The organism is Serratia sp. K-E0102, from assembly GCF_029962625.1.
GTDB classification, from domain to species: domain Bacteria; phylum Pseudomonadota; class Gammaproteobacteria; order Enterobacterales; family Enterobacteriaceae; genus Serratia; species Serratia sarumanii.
The window spans coordinates 2558545-2575926 of the sequence record NZ_CP124754.1 but is presented as its reverse complement, the minus strand read 5'-3'; the positions used below and the strand labels follow the sequence as shown (position 1 = coordinate 2575926).

Sequence of the window (17382 nt, the reverse complement as noted above, 5' to 3'; positions counted from 1 at the left end):
TGCGATCCCCTGAACGGCTATTTCTGCAGCACCTCGACGAACTTCGCCAGCCACTGCGGATGCGCCGGCCAGGCCGGGGCGGTGACCAGATTGCCGTCGACGTGCGCCTGATCGATGCCGATCTCCGCATAATGGCCGCCGCCCAGCCGCACTTCCGGCGCGCAGGCCGGGTAGGCGCTGCAGGTGCGGCCTTGCAACACCCCGGCCGCCGCCAGCAGCTGCGGGCCGTGGCAAACGGCGGCGATCGGTTTTTTCGCAGCGTCAAACGCCTGCACCAGCGCGATCACGTCGGGATTCAGGCGCAGGTATTCCGGCGCCCGGCCGCCGGGGATCAAGAGCGCATCGTAGTGCTCTTCTTTGGCGGTGGCGAAGTCGGCGTTCAGGGTGAAACGGTGGCCGGGTTTCTCGCTGTAGGTTTGCGCGCCGTCAAAATCGTGGATCGCGGTCATGATGTAGTCGCCGACGGCTTTGCCGGGACACACGGCGTCCACCCAATGGCCGATCATCTGCAACGCCTGAAACGGCACCATGGTTTCGTAATCTTCGGCATAGTCACCGACCAGCATCAGGATCTTTTTCTTGCTCATGATCACAACTCCTGCGGGATGGGGATTGCCTAAGGTATAGCCCAGCGGCCCTGGGAATGCGAACTGCGAAGCGCCTATCTATACTCGTGATACTGCGGCGCTTTTCTCGCCGCTCAATCCCAGGGAGGATCCCCGATGCTGAATCTGGCTACCTTGCTTGAAGAGAGTGCGCGCACCTGGCCGGAACGGCCGGCGGTGATACAGGACGATGTGCCGCTCAGCTATCGGGCGCTGAACGACATGGCCAACCGGGTGGCAAATCTGTTGGTCGCGCGCGGCGTGCGGCGCGGTGAACGGGTGGCGCTGGCCTGCCCGAACCGGCCGGAGTTTCCGGCTGTCTATTACGGCATTCTCAAAAGCGGCGCGGTGGTGGTGCCGCTCAATATTCTGCTTAAGAGCGCGGAGTTCGACTATTACCTGGCGGATTCGGCGGCGGTGGCGCTGTTTTGTTTCGAGGGCACCAGCGGCCTGCCGCTGGGGGAGGAAGCGCTGCGGGCGGCGGCAAAGGCGGAGCAGTGCCGTGAGGTGTTTATCATCGGCGATCGGTTGCCCCTCGAGGGGGAGCGTTTCAGCGCGGCGATAGCCGCACAGGCTACCGAATTCGCTTCGGCCGCGACGCTCGAAAGCGACACCGCGGTGGTGCTGTATACCAGCGGCACCACCGGCCGCGCCAAAGGGGCGGAGTTGACCCACGCCAATCTGGTGCTTAACGCCTTGGGATCGGTGCGGCTGTTCGACGGTTCGGAGACGGCCCCCGATCGTCACCTGGTCACCTTGCCACTGTTTCATACTTTCGGCTCGACGGTGCAGATGAACGCCGGGTTCGCCGCCGCCGCCACTCTGGTGCTGGTCGAGCGCTTCGACGCCGCGCAGGCCATCGCGCTGATGCAACGGCACGGCATCACCTTTTTCGCCGGGGTGCCGACCATGTATTGGGCGCTGTTGAATGCGCTGGATGAACACACGGATATCGAAAGCTTGCGCAGCACGCTGCGTATGGCGGTGTCCGGCGGCGCCAGCCTGCCGGTGCAGATCCTGGAGGATTTTTCGCGCCGCTTCGGCGTCAACATTCTCGAAGGGTACGGGCTGTCTGAGACCAGCCCGGTCGCCACCTTTAACCATCCTCACCGCCTGACCAAGCCCGGCTCCATCGGCCAGCCGATCTGGGGCGTGGAGGTGCGCCTGCTCGACGCCACCGGGCAGCCGGTCGACGCTGTCGATCAGGTGGGGGAGATCGCGGTACGCGGCTACAACATCATGAAAGGCTATCTGAATCGCCCCGAGGCGACGGCGGAGGTGCTGGAAAACGGCTGGTTCCGCACCGGCGATCTGGCGCGCCGCGACGCCGACGGCTTCTATTTCATCGTCGATCGGGCCAAGGACATGATCATTCGCGGCGGGTTCAACGTCTACCCGCGCGAGATTGAAGAGGCGCTGATTCGCCACCCGGCGGTGTCGTTGGTGGCGGTGATCGGCGTCGAACATCCGTCGCTGGGCGAAGAGATCAAAGCGGTGGTGGTGTTGAAAGAGACGGAGGAGCCGATCGAGGAAGAAACGCTGATCGCCTGGAGCCGGGAACGGCTGGCGGCGTACAAGTATCCGCGCATCGTCGAGTTCGTCGAGCGTTTGCCGATGACCAGCACCGGTAAGGTGTTGAAGCGCTGTTTGCGCTGAGGAAAACCCGGCCTGCCGGGGCGGGCAGGCCGGGATACGGGCATCAACCTGGGTAGATGCCGCGCTCTTTACGTGCGGTCAGGATGCGCTCACAGGCCACGATATAAGCGGCGGTGCGCAGGCTGCACTCTTTCTCTGCGGCCTTGTTCCAGACGTGGACCATGGCGTCGGTCATGATCTTGTCCATACGCTCGTTGATCTCGGACTCGCTCCAGAAGTAGCTCGCCATGTCCTGCACCCACTCGAAGTAACTGACCGTTACGCCGCCGGCGTTACAGATAACGTCCGGAACCACGGTGATATTACGGGAGCGCAGAATGTCGTCCGCCTCTGGGAAGGTCGGGCCGTTAGCGCCTTCCAGCACCAGTTTGGCGCTGAGGATCTCGGCACGCTCACGGGTGATTTGGCCTTCCAGCGCCGCCGGGATCAGGATGTCCATGTCGACCGACCAGAACGCTTCGCTTTCGATCTCGCTGGCGCCAGGGAAGCCGGCGATCTGCTTGTGCTTGGCCTGGTATTCGGTCAGCGCGGCCAGGTCGATGCCGTCGGCGTTAAACAGGGTGGCGGAGTGGTCCTGGATGGTGACGACGCGCGCGCCGACGCCAACGAACAGGCGAGCCGCTTCGCTGCCCACGTTACCGAAGCCTTGCACCGCCACTTTGGCGCCTTCGATCTGCACGCCCAGACGCTTGGCCACTTCACTGCCGGTGACGAACACGCCGCGGCCGGTCGCTTTCTCACGGCCCAGGGAGCCGCCGAGGTGGATTGGCTTGCCGGTGACCACGCCGGTGATGGTGGTGCCGTGGTTCATGGAGTAGGTGTCCATCATCCAGGCCATCACTTTGGCGTTGGTGCCGACGTCCGGCGCAGGGATGTCTTTCTGTGGCCCGATGATGAAGCCGATTTCGCTGGTATAGCGGCGGGTCAGTCGCTCCAGTTCGCCTTCAGACAGTTTGAACGGGTCGACGCGGATGCCGCCCTTGGCGCCGCCGTACGGCAGGTTGACCGCGGCACACTTGATGGTCATCCAGGCGGACAGGGCCATCACTTCGTTCAGATCGACGTCAGGGTGGAAGCGGATACCGCCTTTGCCCGGCCCACGCGACAGGTTGTGCTGTACGCGGAAACCTTCGAAGTGACGGATGGTGCCATCGTCCATCTGCAGCGGGATATCGACAATCAAAGCGCGCTTAGGGTGACGCAGCGTATCAACCCAGCGTGACAGCTCGCCGAGGTAAGGGGCGACGCGATCGATTTGTTGCAGATATGTAGCCCAAGCGGTGGTGCTGCTGTCTGAAGCGTAGGATAGCTTTTCCATAACCAACCTTTATATATTAGAGGTATTTATTTCGTTTAACCGTGGATTAGCAAGCGCATAACACTTTGCGACGCTAAATTTACCACTAATTATGCCGGTTGTTAGCCCCCCGCTCATCGGGCCAGCGGGCGGTTTTTCGCCGCCTGCAGGGCGATAAATGAATAGTTAATTACTTTTTGTCGGCAGTGAGCGAGCACATGCATAATTTATGCATGTAAAGCGCATAAAAACCCTTTTTATCTATTTTTCAGAAGCTTGAATGTGATCAAAAAGTTTCATTTTATTTAACAGCCATGTTGACAATGGCGTTTCCCCTCGGCAGCGTTAAAATCCTGTTAAAACGCCGTCTGCCGCCGTGTTTTACCTGGCAAAGAGGAGCATGATTCGAGGCTGTTTTAATGTGTTGCGGCAGAAGAGTGGGCTGAAAAGCTTATTCACCAGAAACGGACGGGTGACCGATCCCCGGCAAGGACAATAAAGGCGCTTGCGGCGCAGCCGTCGGTGAAGGAGACGCCAACGCCATCCACTCGGCAAGCGGCGGCAACTGCGGTATGCTAAGCGGCTGAACCGCAAACCAAACCGGGCTATACGGAGACCCCCCAGCGTGCCGAACTCTTCTTCTCAACTCGAACTTTTGCGCTCGGTCGCCGACGGCATCGCGGCGCTGTTTTTTCCGAATGCGGAAGTGGTGATCCACGATCTAGCCACCAACAAGATTGCCTATCTGGCCAACAACCTGTCGAAGCGCAAACCGGGCGATGACGCCGGGCTGGAGGACTTCGAGCTCGATGGCGGCGCCGGCGTGACCGGCCCCTATGAGAAGCTGAACTGGGACGGCAAAAAGATGCGTTCCGTGAGCATCGCCGCGCGCGACGAGCAGGGCAAGCCCAGCTATCTGCTGTGCATCAACCTGAGCACCGCGATGTTCGAGGACGCCCGCAACGCGCTGGACATGTTCCTGTCGGTCACGCGGCTGCAGCCACAGCCCCAACAGCTGTTCAAAGACGACTGGCAGGAGAAGATCAACACCTTCCTGCACGACTGGCTGCGGCGCGAAAACGCCGCGCTCGGCGCGCTGAGCCGCGAACAGAAACGGCGGCTGGTCAGCGATCTCTATCATCAGGGGGCGTTCAAGGCCAAAAGCGCCGCGGACTACATCGCCAACGTGCTGTCGATGGGGCGCGCCACGGTGTACAAGCACTTGCGAGAATTGAAGCAGGAGTAAAGGCGGCGGGAAAGGTGGAAAATGGGCGGCGCTGGCCGCCCATTTTGGTTACCAGCGGTAGTTGACTGAAGCGATGATGCTGCGGCCGCTGCCATAGAAACAGGCGTACTCGCCGCTGCAGGATGAAACGTATTTCTTGTCCGTCAGGTTCTGCACGTTGAGCTGGAGAGCCGCACCGCGCAGCGCCGACGAGGCCTGGCCAAGGTCATATTTCACCATGGCGTCGTACAGCGTGTAGTGCGGCACATCGTACTGGCCGATGGCGTCGGCCGGCGCATCGCCGATGTAACGCACGCCGCTGCCGACGGTCAGGCCGTTCAGCGCGCCGCTCAGGAAGCTGTAGCTGCCCCAGGCGGAAGCCGCGTGACGCGGGATGCCCGCCGGGCTGTGGCCGATTTCGTCCGCCGAGTTGGAGTCTTTGGTCACCACGTCGGTGTAGGTATAGGCGGCGGTCAGCTTGATCTCCGGCGTCGGCTGGGCATGTACTTCCGCCTCAATCCCTTTGGATTTCACCTCGCCGATCTGCTCGTAGGCGGAGGTGAGACGGTTGTAAGACGCCACATTACGCTGGGTAATGTCGAACCAGGAGAGGGTCAGCAGGGTGTTGCCGCCCGGGATCTGGTACTTCACGCCCACCTCGGTTTGTTTGCCGGTGGTCGGCTTGAGCGGATCGGCGCCCGGCGCGCTCGGATACAGGTTAGGATCGAACGAAGTGCTGTAGCTGACATACGGCGAAATGCCGTTGTCGAAGGCGTAAAGCAGGCCCGCACGGCCGGTGAACTGGGCGTCGTTGTAGGTCTGCTCCTTACCGCCGCTGGTGCGATCGCGGGTGTTGACCTGCGACCAGTCCTGACGGCCGGACAGCAGCAGGTTCCAGTTATTCCACTCCAGCTGGTCCTGCAGATACACCCCGACCTGATTCAGCGTCTTCAAATCGCTGGAAGCCAGCGCCAGCGTGCTGCCATCGATGCTGGGGCGAACCGGGTTTGCCCAGTCGATCGGGTAGTCGTTGCCGCGATCGCGATACATCTTCGAATCGATATGGCTGTAGCGGTAATCCAACCCGCCCAGCACCGTGTGCTTCACCTCGCCGGTGTCGAACAGCCCCTTCAGCTGGTTATCCACGCCAAACTCGTTGGTCATCTGCGTTTCATGCTGCGCCATGCGGGTGACGGTGTGGTCGTTGACCTTCGAGTTTACGTTATAAACCAGATATTTATAGTCTTCATCGCGGTGGGTGAAGCGCAGGTTCTGGGTAAACGACAGCGCATCGCTGAAGTTATGCTCGAGGCTGTAGCCGATCGACGCCTGCTCGCGCCGCGATCTGTTGAAGCTGGGTTCGCTGATGTTGAAGTCATAGGGCACATAGCCCGCGCTGGTCGAGAACAGCGTGCCGGCGCGCGGCAGGAAGTTGCGCGACCCGGCTTTCGGATCGTTCTGGTAGCTGGTCAGCAACGTAAAGCTGGTGTCTTCGTTCGGCAGCCAGGTGAAGGCCGGCGCGATGGCCACCCGTTGCTGCTTGCTGTCTTTGACAAACTCATGCTCGGTTCTGGCGATACCGTTCAGGCGATAAAACAGGGTGTTGTCGTCGTTGAGTTTGCCGCCGAAATCGAACGCCGTTTCCGCCAGATGGCGGTTGCCGGTGCTGAATTTGACTTCGTGAATGCTCTGGGCGGTAGGGCGCTTGCTGGTCATCACCACCACGCCGCCGGGGCTGACCTGGCCGTACAGCACGCCGGCCGGGCCGTGCACCATCTCCACGCGCTCCAGCAGCCAAGGATCGATCTGCCCGGCGCCGCCGTTTTGGCTCGAGAGGCCAAAGTGCAGGCCGTCGAGCAGCTTGGGCGCATAGCGGAAGCCGCGGCTGATCACTTCGTCATTGCGGTTGGAGTTACCGCGGTAGGTGGTGATCACTCCGCTGGTGTAGTTCAGCGCGTCGGCGACCGACGCCGGTTCCTGGTCGTTCATTTGCTCGCGCGTGACCACCGAGATGGACTGCGGCGTTTTGCGCAGAGCGGCGGCGGTCTTGGTGCCGGCGGCGCTCTCTTTGGCGACGATCCCTTTGACCGGCGCGGTCACGCTGTTTTGCGCGTCGGCGGTCACCAAAATCGTCTCATCCGCCGCGGCGGACGCGTGTGGCGCGAAGGGCAGTAAGGCCAGCGCCGAGCCCAGCAACAACCGCTTGGCGGCCGTCGCCTCCGCATTAGAATTGTTTATCCCTTTGTTTTTAATCTTCATTCTCTCTCCTGCATACCTGCGTTGTGTGTCATGCAACCCTGATAAACCCCGAAATATCGGCGAGCGGTCTTTACCCGTCGATGCGGAAACGCCGTGTGCGCACGACGGTAAAAATCCGACAAATAGTATTGAAAACGATAATGAGTATCAATACGATTGTCAGGTTTTGTAAAAATCACTCATGTTATGTAAGGGGCGCTATGGAGTTTTTGCCGGAAAAGAGGCCAGACAACAGTCATGAGGGATTGGCGGCGCAGTGGCTGCGTGAAGAGGCGGCGGGGCAGCCCGAGTGGTGGCAGAAGGTGGCCTCTCACGGCACGCCCATCGTCGAGCCGCACGATGACCGCCACGTCAAAATGACCTGGCTATGGCGCGATCCTGCCGGCGATGAACGGCGCTCGCCGATTCGCCGCGTTTATGCCGATATCAACGGCATAACCGATCACCACAGCACGTCCCCCAGCAGCCTGACCAGGCTGCCCGGCACCGACGTTTGGTACGGCGCGGCCGTTATCGATCGCCGCTGGCGCGGCAGCTACAGCCTGATCCCCGTCACAGACCGGGATCTTCCTCCCGTCTTCAGCGACGACGAAACGCTGCGCGATCGCCAGCAGCGCGCCTGGTGGATTTCGCTGTTTCCACTGGCGATCGCCGATCCGTTGAATCGCCTCTCGCTGGGGCCTTCGCATCGTCCGCGCCCGGTTTCCCTGGCCCAGGGGCCGGATGCCGACGACCAAAGCGCCTGGCAGGCCGCCGATCGGCCGCTGGACGAGGCGCGGCTACAGCGTTTTCAGTGGCACAGCGAACGGCTCGGCACGCAGCGGCGCGTCTGGCTGTATGCCAGCGGCGACGCGGCGGTGAAAGCGAATCGCCCGCTGGTGTTATTGCTCGACGGCCAAAACTGGATCGAAAGGCACGCGCTGCTGCCGGTGATCGAGAACGAAACCGCAACAGGGCGGCTGCCGCCCGCATGCTGGCTGCTGATCGATGCGATCGACGGCGAACACCGGGAAAACGAGCTGCCCTGCAACGCCGCCTTCTGGCAGGCAATCATCGATGAGCTGTTGCCGCAGGCGCAGAAGCGCGAAGCGTTCAGCGAGGAAGGGGCGCGCACCGTCGTCGCCGGCCAGAGCTACGGCGGGCTGGCGGCGTTATATGCCGGCCTGCATTGGCCGGCGCGCTTCGGCCACGTGCTGAGCCAGTCCGGCTCCTTCTGGTGGCCTACGGTGCAATTCGTTACCCAGTTCGAAAAACGCCACGAACTGGAGGAAGGCTGGCTGATACGCCAGGTTCGGCAACGCGACGCGGCGGCGCCAGCGCTCAACGTGATCCAACAGGCCGGCGATCGGGAGGCGGATATCGAATTCGTCAATCGCCAGATGCACGAGGCGCTGACGGCGGCGGGGCACCGCGCCGACTACCGCGTGTTTTCCGGCGGACATGACGCGCTCTGCTGGCGCGGCGGCCTGGTGGACGGCGTACGCCAGCTGCTTTCCGGGATGGAATAACCCACACATTTTGACAGACAGGTAATGAAAATGACTCAGGAACAACAAAACCCGTTCGATGACGAAAGCCTCCGTTTCTCCGTTTTGGTCAACGCGCAGCAGCAGTATTCGCTGTGGCCGCAGTTTGCCGACGCGCCGCAGGGGTGGCGCGTGCTGATGGGGCCGGCGTCGCGCGGCGAATGCATCGACTACATCGAAACGCACTGGCAGGACATGCGGCCGGCGGCCTTGAAAGCGGCGGATGCGGCGCGTTAAGCGCCAGACAGCCACATCGATACATTCCGTTTGAGGAAAAGGACAGACACCATGTCAGAAACGCTTTCTTTGCCGGATACTCAGGTCGAGTATCGGGATTATCCGCTGGTTGCGGCGCAACCGGGGATCTGGATCGCCGACCAAATCGCGCTGCGGCGCAACGGCTTCGCGGTGGCGCACTACACCGAACTGCACGGCGCTATCGACCGCTCGGCGCTGGAGCGCGCGATCCGTCAGGGGCTGGCCGAAGCGGATACGGTTCAGGCGCAGTTCTTTGAGGCGCAGGACGGCCAGCCGGTGCAGCGTTTGCCGCTGAACGCCGATCCTGCGCGCGTGCAGGCGCCGGAGTGGTTCGATTTCAGCGCGCGGCCGGACGCCGAACAGGCGGCGCTGGCGCTGATGAACGACGATCTGGCGCAGGATCTGCCGGCGGACGGCGAGCGGCCGCTCTATCGCCATGCGGTGATCCGCGTCAGCGTCGATCGCTGGTTCTGGTATCAGCGCTTTCATCATTTGACCCTGGACGGCTTCAGCTTCGAAGCCATCACCCGTCGGATCGCCGATATTTATCGCGCGCTGCGCCACGGGCTGGCGCCGGCGGCCTCGCCGTTTACCCCGTTCGGCAAGGTGGTGGAAGAGTTTCAGCAATGGCAAACCTCGCCCGCACGTGAGCGGGCGGCCGAATTCTGGCGCCAGCATCTGCGCGATTTGCCGTCGCCGCTGTCATTATCGACGGAGAGTCGGGAGGTTGAGGCGGGCGCCCGGCCGCTCAAACAGGCGCTGGTGCTGCCTGAATCGCTGTTTGACGAAGCGCTGCGCGATGGCGCGCTGCAGTCGCTGCAGCCGGCCGATATCGTCACGGCGGCGCTGGCGCTGTATCTGGCGCGCATGAGCGGCGAAACCCGCTTCTCAATCGGTTTTCCTTTCATGCGCCGGATGGGATCGCAGGCGCTGGCGGCGGTCGGCCCGGTGGTCAACGTGCTGCCGCTGCTGCTGAACGTGACGCCGGAGATGTCGCTGGCGGATGTCTGCCTGGCCACCGTGGCGCAGATCAAGCAGGCGCGCCGCCATCAACGCTATGAGGCGGAGCAGATCAAGCGCGATCTCGGCCTGGTCGGCGGCCATCAGGAACTGTACGGGCCGGTGGTCAACGTCAAGGTCTACCACAGCGCCTTGTCGTTCGACGGTCAGGCGGCCACCACCCATACGCTGGCGATGGGGCCGGTCGACGACCTGGAGTTCGAGATCGGTTTTCGAAGCGGCGTATTGACGCTGACTTTGGTCGCCAACCCGGCCAAATACTCGCCGCGCACCTTGCAGCACCACGCGGAGCGCATCGGCCATTGGCTGCAGCAGTTGGCGCGGCAGCCGCACCAGCCGAACGGTCAACTGGCGTTGATCGGCGAGGGGGAACTCAGACAACTCGCGGCCTGGGGGCGCGGCGCTGAGCTGACGCCGCCGGCGGGCATGGTTTCGATCATGGATGCGTTCCAGCGCCAGGTTGAGCGTCAGCCCGAGGCGTTGGCGGTGTCCTGCGGCGACGTGCGCCTCAGCTACCGGCAGCTCTCCGAACGGGTGATGCAGCTGGGGCGAGTGCTGATCGAAAGCGGCATCGGCGCCGAAGACGTGGTCGCCATCGGCATTCCGCGCTCGGTGGACACGCTGGTCGCGCTGTTCGGCGTGCTGGCCAGCGGCGCGGCCTATATGCCGCTCGATCTGGACTATCCGCGTGAGCGCCTGACGCTGATGTGCGACGACGCGCGGCCGGTGATGTTGCTGACCCACAGTGACACGCGGGCCAACATGCCGGATCTGCCGCAGGTATTGTGCCTGGACGACGCCCCGTGCCTGGCGCGCTGCGCGGCCGCCGCGGCCACGCCGATAACGGACGACGAACGGCGTGTGCCGCTGAACGAGGCGCATCTCGCCTACATGATTTACACCTCCGGTTCGACCGGCAAACCCAAGGGCGTGATGTCCACGCACCGCGGGCTGCTGAACCTGTTCCTGTCGCACCAGGCTTCTCTGTTCGGCCCGGCGATCGAAAAATTCGAGGCCCGCCATGCGCGCCGCTTGCGCGCCGGCCATACCGCCTCGTTCTCTTTCGACTCCTCCTGGGAACCGCTGTTCTGCATGATGATGGGCAGTGAACTGGTTATCTTCGATGAGGAGCTGCGCCGCGACCCCTGGGCGCTGCTGGAACAGACCCAGCAGACGCCGATCGATCTGCTGGACATCACGCCGTCGTTCTTCTCGCAACTGGTGGACTGCGGTCTGCTGAAAGGGCAGTTCCCGCTGCCGTCGTTCGTGATGATCGGCGGCGAGGCGGCGACGCCGACGCTGTGGAACCTGATGCAGCAGCATCCGGAGGTGGAGATCCACAACTATTACGGCCCGTCCGAATACACCGTCGATACCCTCGGCGCGCCGGTGACAGCCGCCGATCAGCCGGTGATCGGCCGTCCCCTCGCCAATACCTCAGTCTGGTTGCTCGACAGCCGCCTGCAGCCGGTGCCGATCGGCGCGGCGGGTGAGCTGTACATTTCCGGCAAGGGCATCGCGCGCGGTTACCTGCGGCGCCCGGATCTGACGGCGGCGCGCTTTGTCGCCAACCCGTTCGCCGAAGGCGAGGTGATGTACCGCAGCGGCGACCTGATGCGCTGGAGCGCGGAGGGCCAGCTGGTATTCATTGGCCGGACCGATCACCAAATCAAGGTGCGCGGCTTCCGCGTCGAGCTGGGTGAGGTGGAAAGCGCCTTGGCCGCCTTGCCGGACGTGGGGCGGGCGGTGGTGATCGCCGAACCGATCGGCGCCACCTATCGCCTGATTGGCTACTGCTCGGTGCAGGATGACGCGCGTCGCGCCTCGCCGGCGCTGCAAAGCGAGCTGCTGGGGCAGTTGGCGCAGCGTCTGCCGGATTATATGGTGCCGGCGATCCTGGTGGTAATGCCGGAGCTGCCGCTGAACGTCAACGGCAAGATTGACCGCCAGGCGCTGCCCAAACCGCAGGAAACGCTGGCGCAAAGCATTCGCGAACCGGCCACCGAGCAGGAGAGGCTGATTTGCCGCGCGATGGCCCAACTGTTGGGAATGGAGCGCGTCGGCGCCGACGACGATTTCTTCGCGCTCGGCGGCGACAGCATCTCGGCGATGGGGCTGGGCACCGCCCTGCGGCGCAAAGGCTATCTGCTGCGGCCGCGCGAGATCTTCGCGCTGCACACCCCCGCGCGCATGGCGCAGGCGATGCAGCCGCTGGCCGTTGGCTCTCAGACCGCACGCAGCGTGCGGCAAGGCTCGATCGACGGGCTGCCGATCCTGCACTGGTTCGCCGAGACGGGCGATATGCATCGCCGCTTCGCGCACGGCGTTTTCCTGCGCGTGCCCGCCGAGCTGCAACCGGAACAGCTGCGTTATGCGTTGGCACAGCTGCGCGCGGCGCACCCGGCGCTGAGCGCCAGGATCCGCGACAGCCAGTTGGTGGTCGAGGAAGCCACTACCGCTGAGTTCATGCAGGTTCAGGCCGTATCCGGCGAACTGGAGCTAGCGGCGGAACAGGCGTTTGATGCCGCACTCGAGCAGCTCGATCCGGCGGCCGGCGCCATGATGCAGGCGATCCTGTTGCAGCGTGACGGGCAGAGCCTGGGGCTGGTGCTGGCGATCCACCACCTGGTGGTTGACGGCGTTTCCTGGCGCATTCTGCTCGACGAGCTGCGGCAAGTGGCCGACAGCGCCATGCAGGGGCAGCCGATCACGCTGCCGCCGGAGGAAACCTCGCTCTATGAATGGTCCGCGCGTTTAAGGGCCGACGTCGAACGCCGCGAAGCCGAGCTGCCGTTCTGGCGGCAGATGCTGGCGGACGGCGTGCCACGTTTGGGGCGGCGCGCGCTGGAACCGCAGACCGATCGCATCGCCTCGGTGAGCGAACGGCGCACGCTGCTCGACAGCCGGCTGACCGCCGCGCTGCTCGGCACATTGCCGCAGAACTATCGCGCCCAGGTTGAAGAGATCATGCTGTGCGCGCTGGCTCAGGCCTGCCGTCGTCAGTTCCAGGCCGCTTCGCTGCGTTTCTCTCTGGAGTCGCACGGCCGCGCCGAACTGGATGACGGCCTCGATCTGGCCCGCACCGTCGGCTGGCTGACGGCGGAGTACCCGCTGCGCATCGAACTGCATGACGCCGAGCATAATGAGGCGGTGCGCGCGGTGAAACGGGCGACGCGCGCGGTGGCCGATCGCGGCGTCGGCTATGGCCAGCTGCGTTATCTGCATCCGCAGCGTGACGATCTGGCGGCGCTGGCGCAGCGCAACGCCCCGGAGATTTTATTCAACTACCTTGGGCGTTTCAGCCAGGATGAGGCGCACTGGACGCCGCAGCGCAGCCAGACTCGCTTCCGCGACGCCTTCGCCGTGGCGCAGGATGCGCAGCAGGCGCTGTCTTACGGGCTGGAGGTGAATATCTTTGTCGAGGAGCGGCGCGACGGCGCCTGCCTGGCGATTAACTGGAGCTGGCTGGAGGGAATTTTCAGCGAGAGCGACATTACACAGCTGCACAGCGGCATCGAGCACGCCGTGCGTTCACTGTGCGAGTTTGCCGAACGGCATCCCGAACGCGCGGCGGCGACGTTGGTGGCGGCCGAAATCGCCCAGCCGGGCGTCGATGATGAAGCGGTGCGCGCCTGGGAGCGGGAGTGCGGGCCGTTAGCCGCGGCGCTGCCGCTGTTGCCGCTGCAACACGGCCTGCTGTTCCATGCGCAGACGGCGCAGCAGGGCGGCAGCTACAACTCGCTGACGCGCCTGAGCCTCTGCGGCGAACTGGACGCGCATCAACTTCAGCAGGCGCTGAATGCGGTGATCCGCCGCCATCCGCAGCTGGCCGCCCGATTCAACCGCGAGGGCGAGCCGCTGCAGCTGATCCCGCAGGAAAGCCATTGGCCGCTGGACAGCCACGCGCTGCCGCCGCTGACGGAAGAACAGGAGGTGCAGGCACTGCACCGGCTGGAGCAGCAGGAACTGCAGCGCGATCTGTTCAACCAGCCGGGCGCGATGCTGCATGCATTGCTGGTCAAACACGGGGATAGCGAACGCTACACGCTGTTCCTTAACGCGCATCACCTGATCGTCGACGGCTGGTCGACGCCGGTGGTGCTCAACGATCTGATGCTGGCCCTGCGTGAAGGCGAGCAGGCGTTGCCGCCGCTGCGTTCGAACTATGCCGATATCGTGCGCCGCCTGACCGCGCGGGATGCCGAAGCTTCGCGCCGCCTCTGGCGCCAGACGCTGCAGGACGTGCGGCCGACGTTGCTGTTCAGTGAGGCGCAGGACGATCGCGTGCACGAGCTGGAAATGACGCTGCCGCCGGCCGAGGAAAGGCGCTTGCTGACCCTGTGTCGCGAACGCGGGTTGACGCTCAATACCGTGATGCAGGGCATTTGGGCATTGCAGTTGGCCAGCTGTTGCGGCCAGCAGGACGTGGTGTTCGGCTCGCCGGTTTCCGGCCGCTTTGGCCAGATAGAAGGGGTCGAGGAACACGTTGGCCTGTTCAGCAACACGCTGCCGGTGCGGGTGCGTCTGCAGCATGACCGCTCGTTGACGGAACAGCTGACTGAGCTGCAGCACCGGCAAATTGAACTGCTGGAGCACGACGATTTGGGGTTGGGGGAAATTCAGCACCTGGCCGGGGCGGGCACGCTGTTCGATACGCTGTTGGTGGTGGAGAACTACCCGGACAACGACGCTCTGCTGGGCGGCACAGGATCGCTGCGCTGCGACGCCATCCGTAACAAAGGTTATACCCACTATCCGTTGACGCTGCTGGTGCTGCCGGGCGAACGTCTGCGCCTGCTGATGGAATACCGCGCCTCGGTGCCGCAGCCTGAGCGCTTCGCCGCGCGGCTGATGGCGCTGCTGCAACAGTGGATCGCCCAGCCGGATCTGCCGCTGCCGCGCTGGCAGTTGCAAACCCCACAGGAAGAGGCGCTGATCGCGGCGGTCAACCGCACCGGTCAGGCGGTGGCGGACACCACCTTGCATCAGGCGATCGCCGATCAAGCGCGGCGCACGCCGGATCGCATCGCGCTGCAGGATGCCGGGCACAGCCTCAGCTACCGCGACATGCAGCGCCAGGCCGCGCTGCTGGCCGAGCGGCTGACGGCGGCCGGCATTCAGCCGGGGGATATCGTGGCGGTGGCGTTGCCGCGTTCCGTGCGCCTCAGCCTGGCGTTGACGGCGATTGTGCAGACCGGCGCCGCCTGGCTGCCGCTGGACACCGGCTACCCGGACGAGCGGCTGGCCTACATGGTGGAGGACGCCAAGCCGCGGCTGATTATCACCGAGAGCGCGTTGGATGCCCGCTTTGCCGCGCTGGCGCCGACGCTGCTGTTCGATGCGCTGGACGACAGCGGGCGCGAACCGCCTGCGCGCCTGCCGGCGGGGAACGGCGATTATCCCGCCTACGTGCTGTATACCTCCGGCTCTACCGGGCGGCCGAAAGGCGTGGTGGTAAACCACCGGGCGATCGTCAACCGCCTGTTCTGGATGCAGCACGAGTATGCGCTCGATGCGCAGGACGTGGTATTGCAGAAAACACCGTGCAGCTTCGACGTTTCCGTCTGGGAATTCTTCTGGCCGCTGATGGTCGGCGCGCGCCTGGTGATGGCACCGCCGGAGGCGCATCGCGATCCGCAGGCGCTGACGACGTTGATCGACGACTATGGCGTGACCACGCTGCATTTCGTTCCGTCCATGTTGGCTATCTGGGTGGAGGCGCTGAACGAGCGGGCGCCACAGCGCGCCGCCGCCAGCCTGAAACGCGTGTTCTGCAGCGGTGAGGCGCTGTCGTGTGAACTGGCTTCCCGCTATCAGGCGTTGGTTACCGCGCCGCTGCACAACCTGTATGGCCCGACGGAGGCGGCGGTCGATGTCACCTACCAACCGGCGTCCGGCGCGGCATTGGCGGCGGTGAGCGGCGCCGGCGTGCCGATCGGCAAACCGGTCTGGAACACCCAGCTGAGCATTCTCGACGCCATGCTGCGGCCGGTGCCCGTCGGCTGCGCCGGCGATCTTTACCTGCGCGGCATTCAGCTGGCCGATGGCTATCTGCATCGGCCGGGGCTGACGGCGCAGCGGTTTGTCGCCGATCCCGCCGGCAACGGCGCGCGCATGTATCGCACCGGCGATATCGCCCGCTGGCTGGAAGACGGCAGCGTCGAGTATTTGGGGCGCAGCGACGATCAGCTGAAGATCCGCGGCCAGCGTATCGAGCTGGGGGAAATCGAGCAGGCGCTGCTGGCGCAGCCGGGGGTAGCGCAAGCGGCGGTGCACGCCATCGAACTGGGCGAGGGCGCGACGGGGCTTGGCGGCGCCGATATGCGCCAACTGGTCGCCTGGCTGATCGCCCAACCGGGCGTGACGCTGGATACCGGCGTGCTGCATCAGGCGCTGGAGCAGCGTTTGCCGGCGCACATGATGCCGGTCAGCTATGTCATGACCGACAGCTTCCCGCTCAGCGCCAGCGGCAAGCTGGATCGCAAGGCGTTGCCGCGGCCGCAGCTGAGCCACCAAAGTGGCCGCATGCCGCAGAGCGACAGCGAACGCCTGCTGGCGGCGCTGTTCGGGGAACTGTTGGGGCGCGAGACGGTGTATGCCGACGACGACTTCTTCGCGCTGGGCGGCCATTCGCTGCTGGCGATGCGTCTGGCGGCGGAGCTGCGTCGCCGCGTGCCTCGGCCATTGAGCGTCGGGCAGATCATGTTCGCCCGCAGCCTGGAGAAGATGGCGCACCTGCTCGATGACGCGCAGGCGGCCAACTCGGCCGAGAGCCGCGGCGTCGGCGAATGCCTGCAGCTGCGGGCCGGCCAAGGCCCGGCGCTGTTCTGCCTGCATCCGGCTTCCGGTTTCGCCTGGCAGTACTCGGGGCTGAGCCGTTATCTGCCGGGGAGCTACCCCATCATCGGGCTGCAGTCGCCAAGACCGAACGGCGCCATCGCCACCTGCGAGGATATCGAGCAGATGGTCGATCGTCATCTCGCTAATCTGCGCCGCCTGCAGCCGCAGGGGCCTTACTACCTGCTGGGCTATTCGCTCGGCGGCACGCTGGCGCACTCGATGGCCGCGCGCCTGCAGCAGCAGGGCGAAGAGGTGGCGTTCCTCGGCATGCTGGATACCTATCCGCCGGAAGGCCAGGATTGGACCGGCCCCAGCGAGGAGGACGCGCAGAAAGAGGTGGCGCAGGAGCAGGCCGAGTTTATGGCGGAAGATCATGGCGATCCGGCGCTGATGGCGGAGAAGGCGGCAATGTTCGATAGCATCGTCGCCAACTACCGCGACGCGGTGCGCATTCTGTCCCAGGCGCGCAGCCGGCGTTTCCACGGCACGGCGACGCTGTTTGTCGCCGACCAGACGCTGCCGCCGGAGATGGATATCGACGCCGTGTGGGCGCCGTATCTGGATGGGCTGATCTGCCATCACCAGCGCTGCGAACACGCGGACATTCTGTCGCCGACTTCGCTGGAGACGCTCGGGCCGCTGTTGCATTCGTTGCTGACGCGGCAATACGGGTTGGTATAACGCAACCGGGCCGGG

General features: G+C 64.2%; 8 protein-coding genes. 5 read left to right on the top strand and 3 right to left on the bottom strand.

Annotated features, from left to right (window positions below):
* Nucleotides 1-17 precede the first annotated feature (17 nt).
* A complete protein-coding gene (locus SSARUM2_RS12415; protein ID WP_033634573.1) occupies nucleotides 18-587 on the bottom strand; it encodes a DJ-1/PfpI family protein in 570 nt (189 codons plus the stop codon).
* 135 nt (nucleotides 588-722) lie between these two features.
* Between SSARUM2_RS12415 and SSARUM2_RS12410 the strand changes: the two genes are divergently transcribed.
* Nucleotides 723-2261 (top strand): long-chain fatty acid--CoA ligase, encoded by a 1539-nt coding sequence (locus SSARUM2_RS12410; RefSeq protein ID WP_049196943.1) that lies wholly within the window; start codon nucleotides 723-725, stop codon nucleotides 2259-2261.
* Between the two features lie 43 nt (nucleotides 2262-2304).
* On the opposite strand, the gene SSARUM2_RS12405 is transcribed toward SSARUM2_RS12410, so the two are convergent.
* A complete protein-coding gene (locus SSARUM2_RS12405; RefSeq protein ID WP_033653137.1) occupies nucleotides 2305-3579 on the bottom strand; it encodes a Glu/Leu/Phe/Val dehydrogenase in 1275 nt (424 codons plus the stop codon).
* 604 nt (nucleotides 3580-4183) lie between these two features.
* On the opposite strand from SSARUM2_RS12405, the gene SSARUM2_RS12400 reads away from it, so the two are divergent.
* Nucleotides 4184-4804 carry a PAS domain-containing protein gene (locus SSARUM2_RS12400; RefSeq protein WP_033648347.1) on the top strand — a complete coding sequence of 207 codons (621 nt, stop codon included), beginning with the start codon at nucleotides 4184-4186 and terminating at the stop codon, nucleotides 4802-4804.
* A gap of 48 nt (nucleotides 4805-4852) precedes the next feature.
* On the opposite strand, the gene SSARUM2_RS12395 is transcribed toward SSARUM2_RS12400, so the two are convergent.
* Nucleotides 4853-7042 carry a TonB-dependent siderophore receptor gene (locus SSARUM2_RS12395; protein ID WP_047567427.1) on the bottom strand — a complete coding sequence of 730 codons (2190 nt, stop codon included), beginning with the start codon at nucleotides 7040-7042 and terminating at the stop codon, nucleotides 4853-4855.
* 200 nt (nucleotides 7043-7242) lie between these two features.
* Between SSARUM2_RS12395 and fes the strand changes: the two genes are divergently transcribed.
* From fes to SSARUM2_RS12380, 3 genes are read left to right on the top strand one after another with little or no spacing between them, the layout of a single operon-like run.
* Nucleotides 7243-8550, top strand: coding sequence for an enterochelin esterase (gene fes, locus SSARUM2_RS12390; protein ID WP_225369026.1), 1308 nt, complete (start codon nucleotides 7243-7245; stop codon nucleotides 8548-8550).
* Between the two features lie 30 nt (nucleotides 8551-8580).
* Nucleotides 8581-8805 carry an MbtH family protein gene (locus SSARUM2_RS12385; protein WP_033648496.1) on the top strand — a complete coding sequence of 75 codons (225 nt, stop codon included), beginning with the start codon at nucleotides 8581-8583 and terminating at the stop codon, nucleotides 8803-8805.
* Between the two features lie 51 nt (nucleotides 8806-8856).
* Entirely contained in the window at nucleotides 8857-17367 is an 8511-nt protein-coding gene (locus SSARUM2_RS12380; protein WP_060452647.1) for a non-ribosomal peptide synthetase, read from the top strand.
* The last annotated feature ends 15 nt before the right edge of the window (nucleotides 17368-17382 follow it).

Bases quoted from the DNA above. Each gene is read 5' to 3' on its own strand.
- SSARUM2_RS12415 (WP_033634573.1), bottom strand. From the start codon at position 587: ATGAGCAAGAAAAAGATCCTGATGCTGGTCGGTGACTATGCCGAAGAT.
- SSARUM2_RS12410 (WP_049196943.1), top strand. From the start codon at position 723: ATGCTGAATCTGGCTACCTTGCTTGAAGAGAGTGCGCGCACCTGGCCG.
- SSARUM2_RS12405 (WP_033653137.1), bottom strand. From the start codon at position 3,579: ATGGAAAAGCTATCCTACGCTTCAGACAGCAGCACCACCGCTTGGGCT.
- SSARUM2_RS12395 (WP_047567427.1), bottom strand. From the start codon at position 7,042: ATGAAGATTAAAAACAAAGGGATAAACAATTCTAATGCGGAGGCGACG.
- fes (WP_225369026.1), top strand. From the start codon at position 7,243: ATGGAGTTTTTGCCGGAAAAGAGGCCAGACAACAGTCATGAGGGATTG.
- SSARUM2_RS12385 (WP_033648496.1), top strand. From the start codon at position 8,581: ATGACTCAGGAACAACAAAACCCGTTCGATGACGAAAGCCTCCGTTTC.
- SSARUM2_RS12380 (WP_060452647.1), top strand. From the start codon at position 8,857: ATGTCAGAAACGCTTTCTTTGCCGGATACTCAGGTCGAGTATCGGGAT.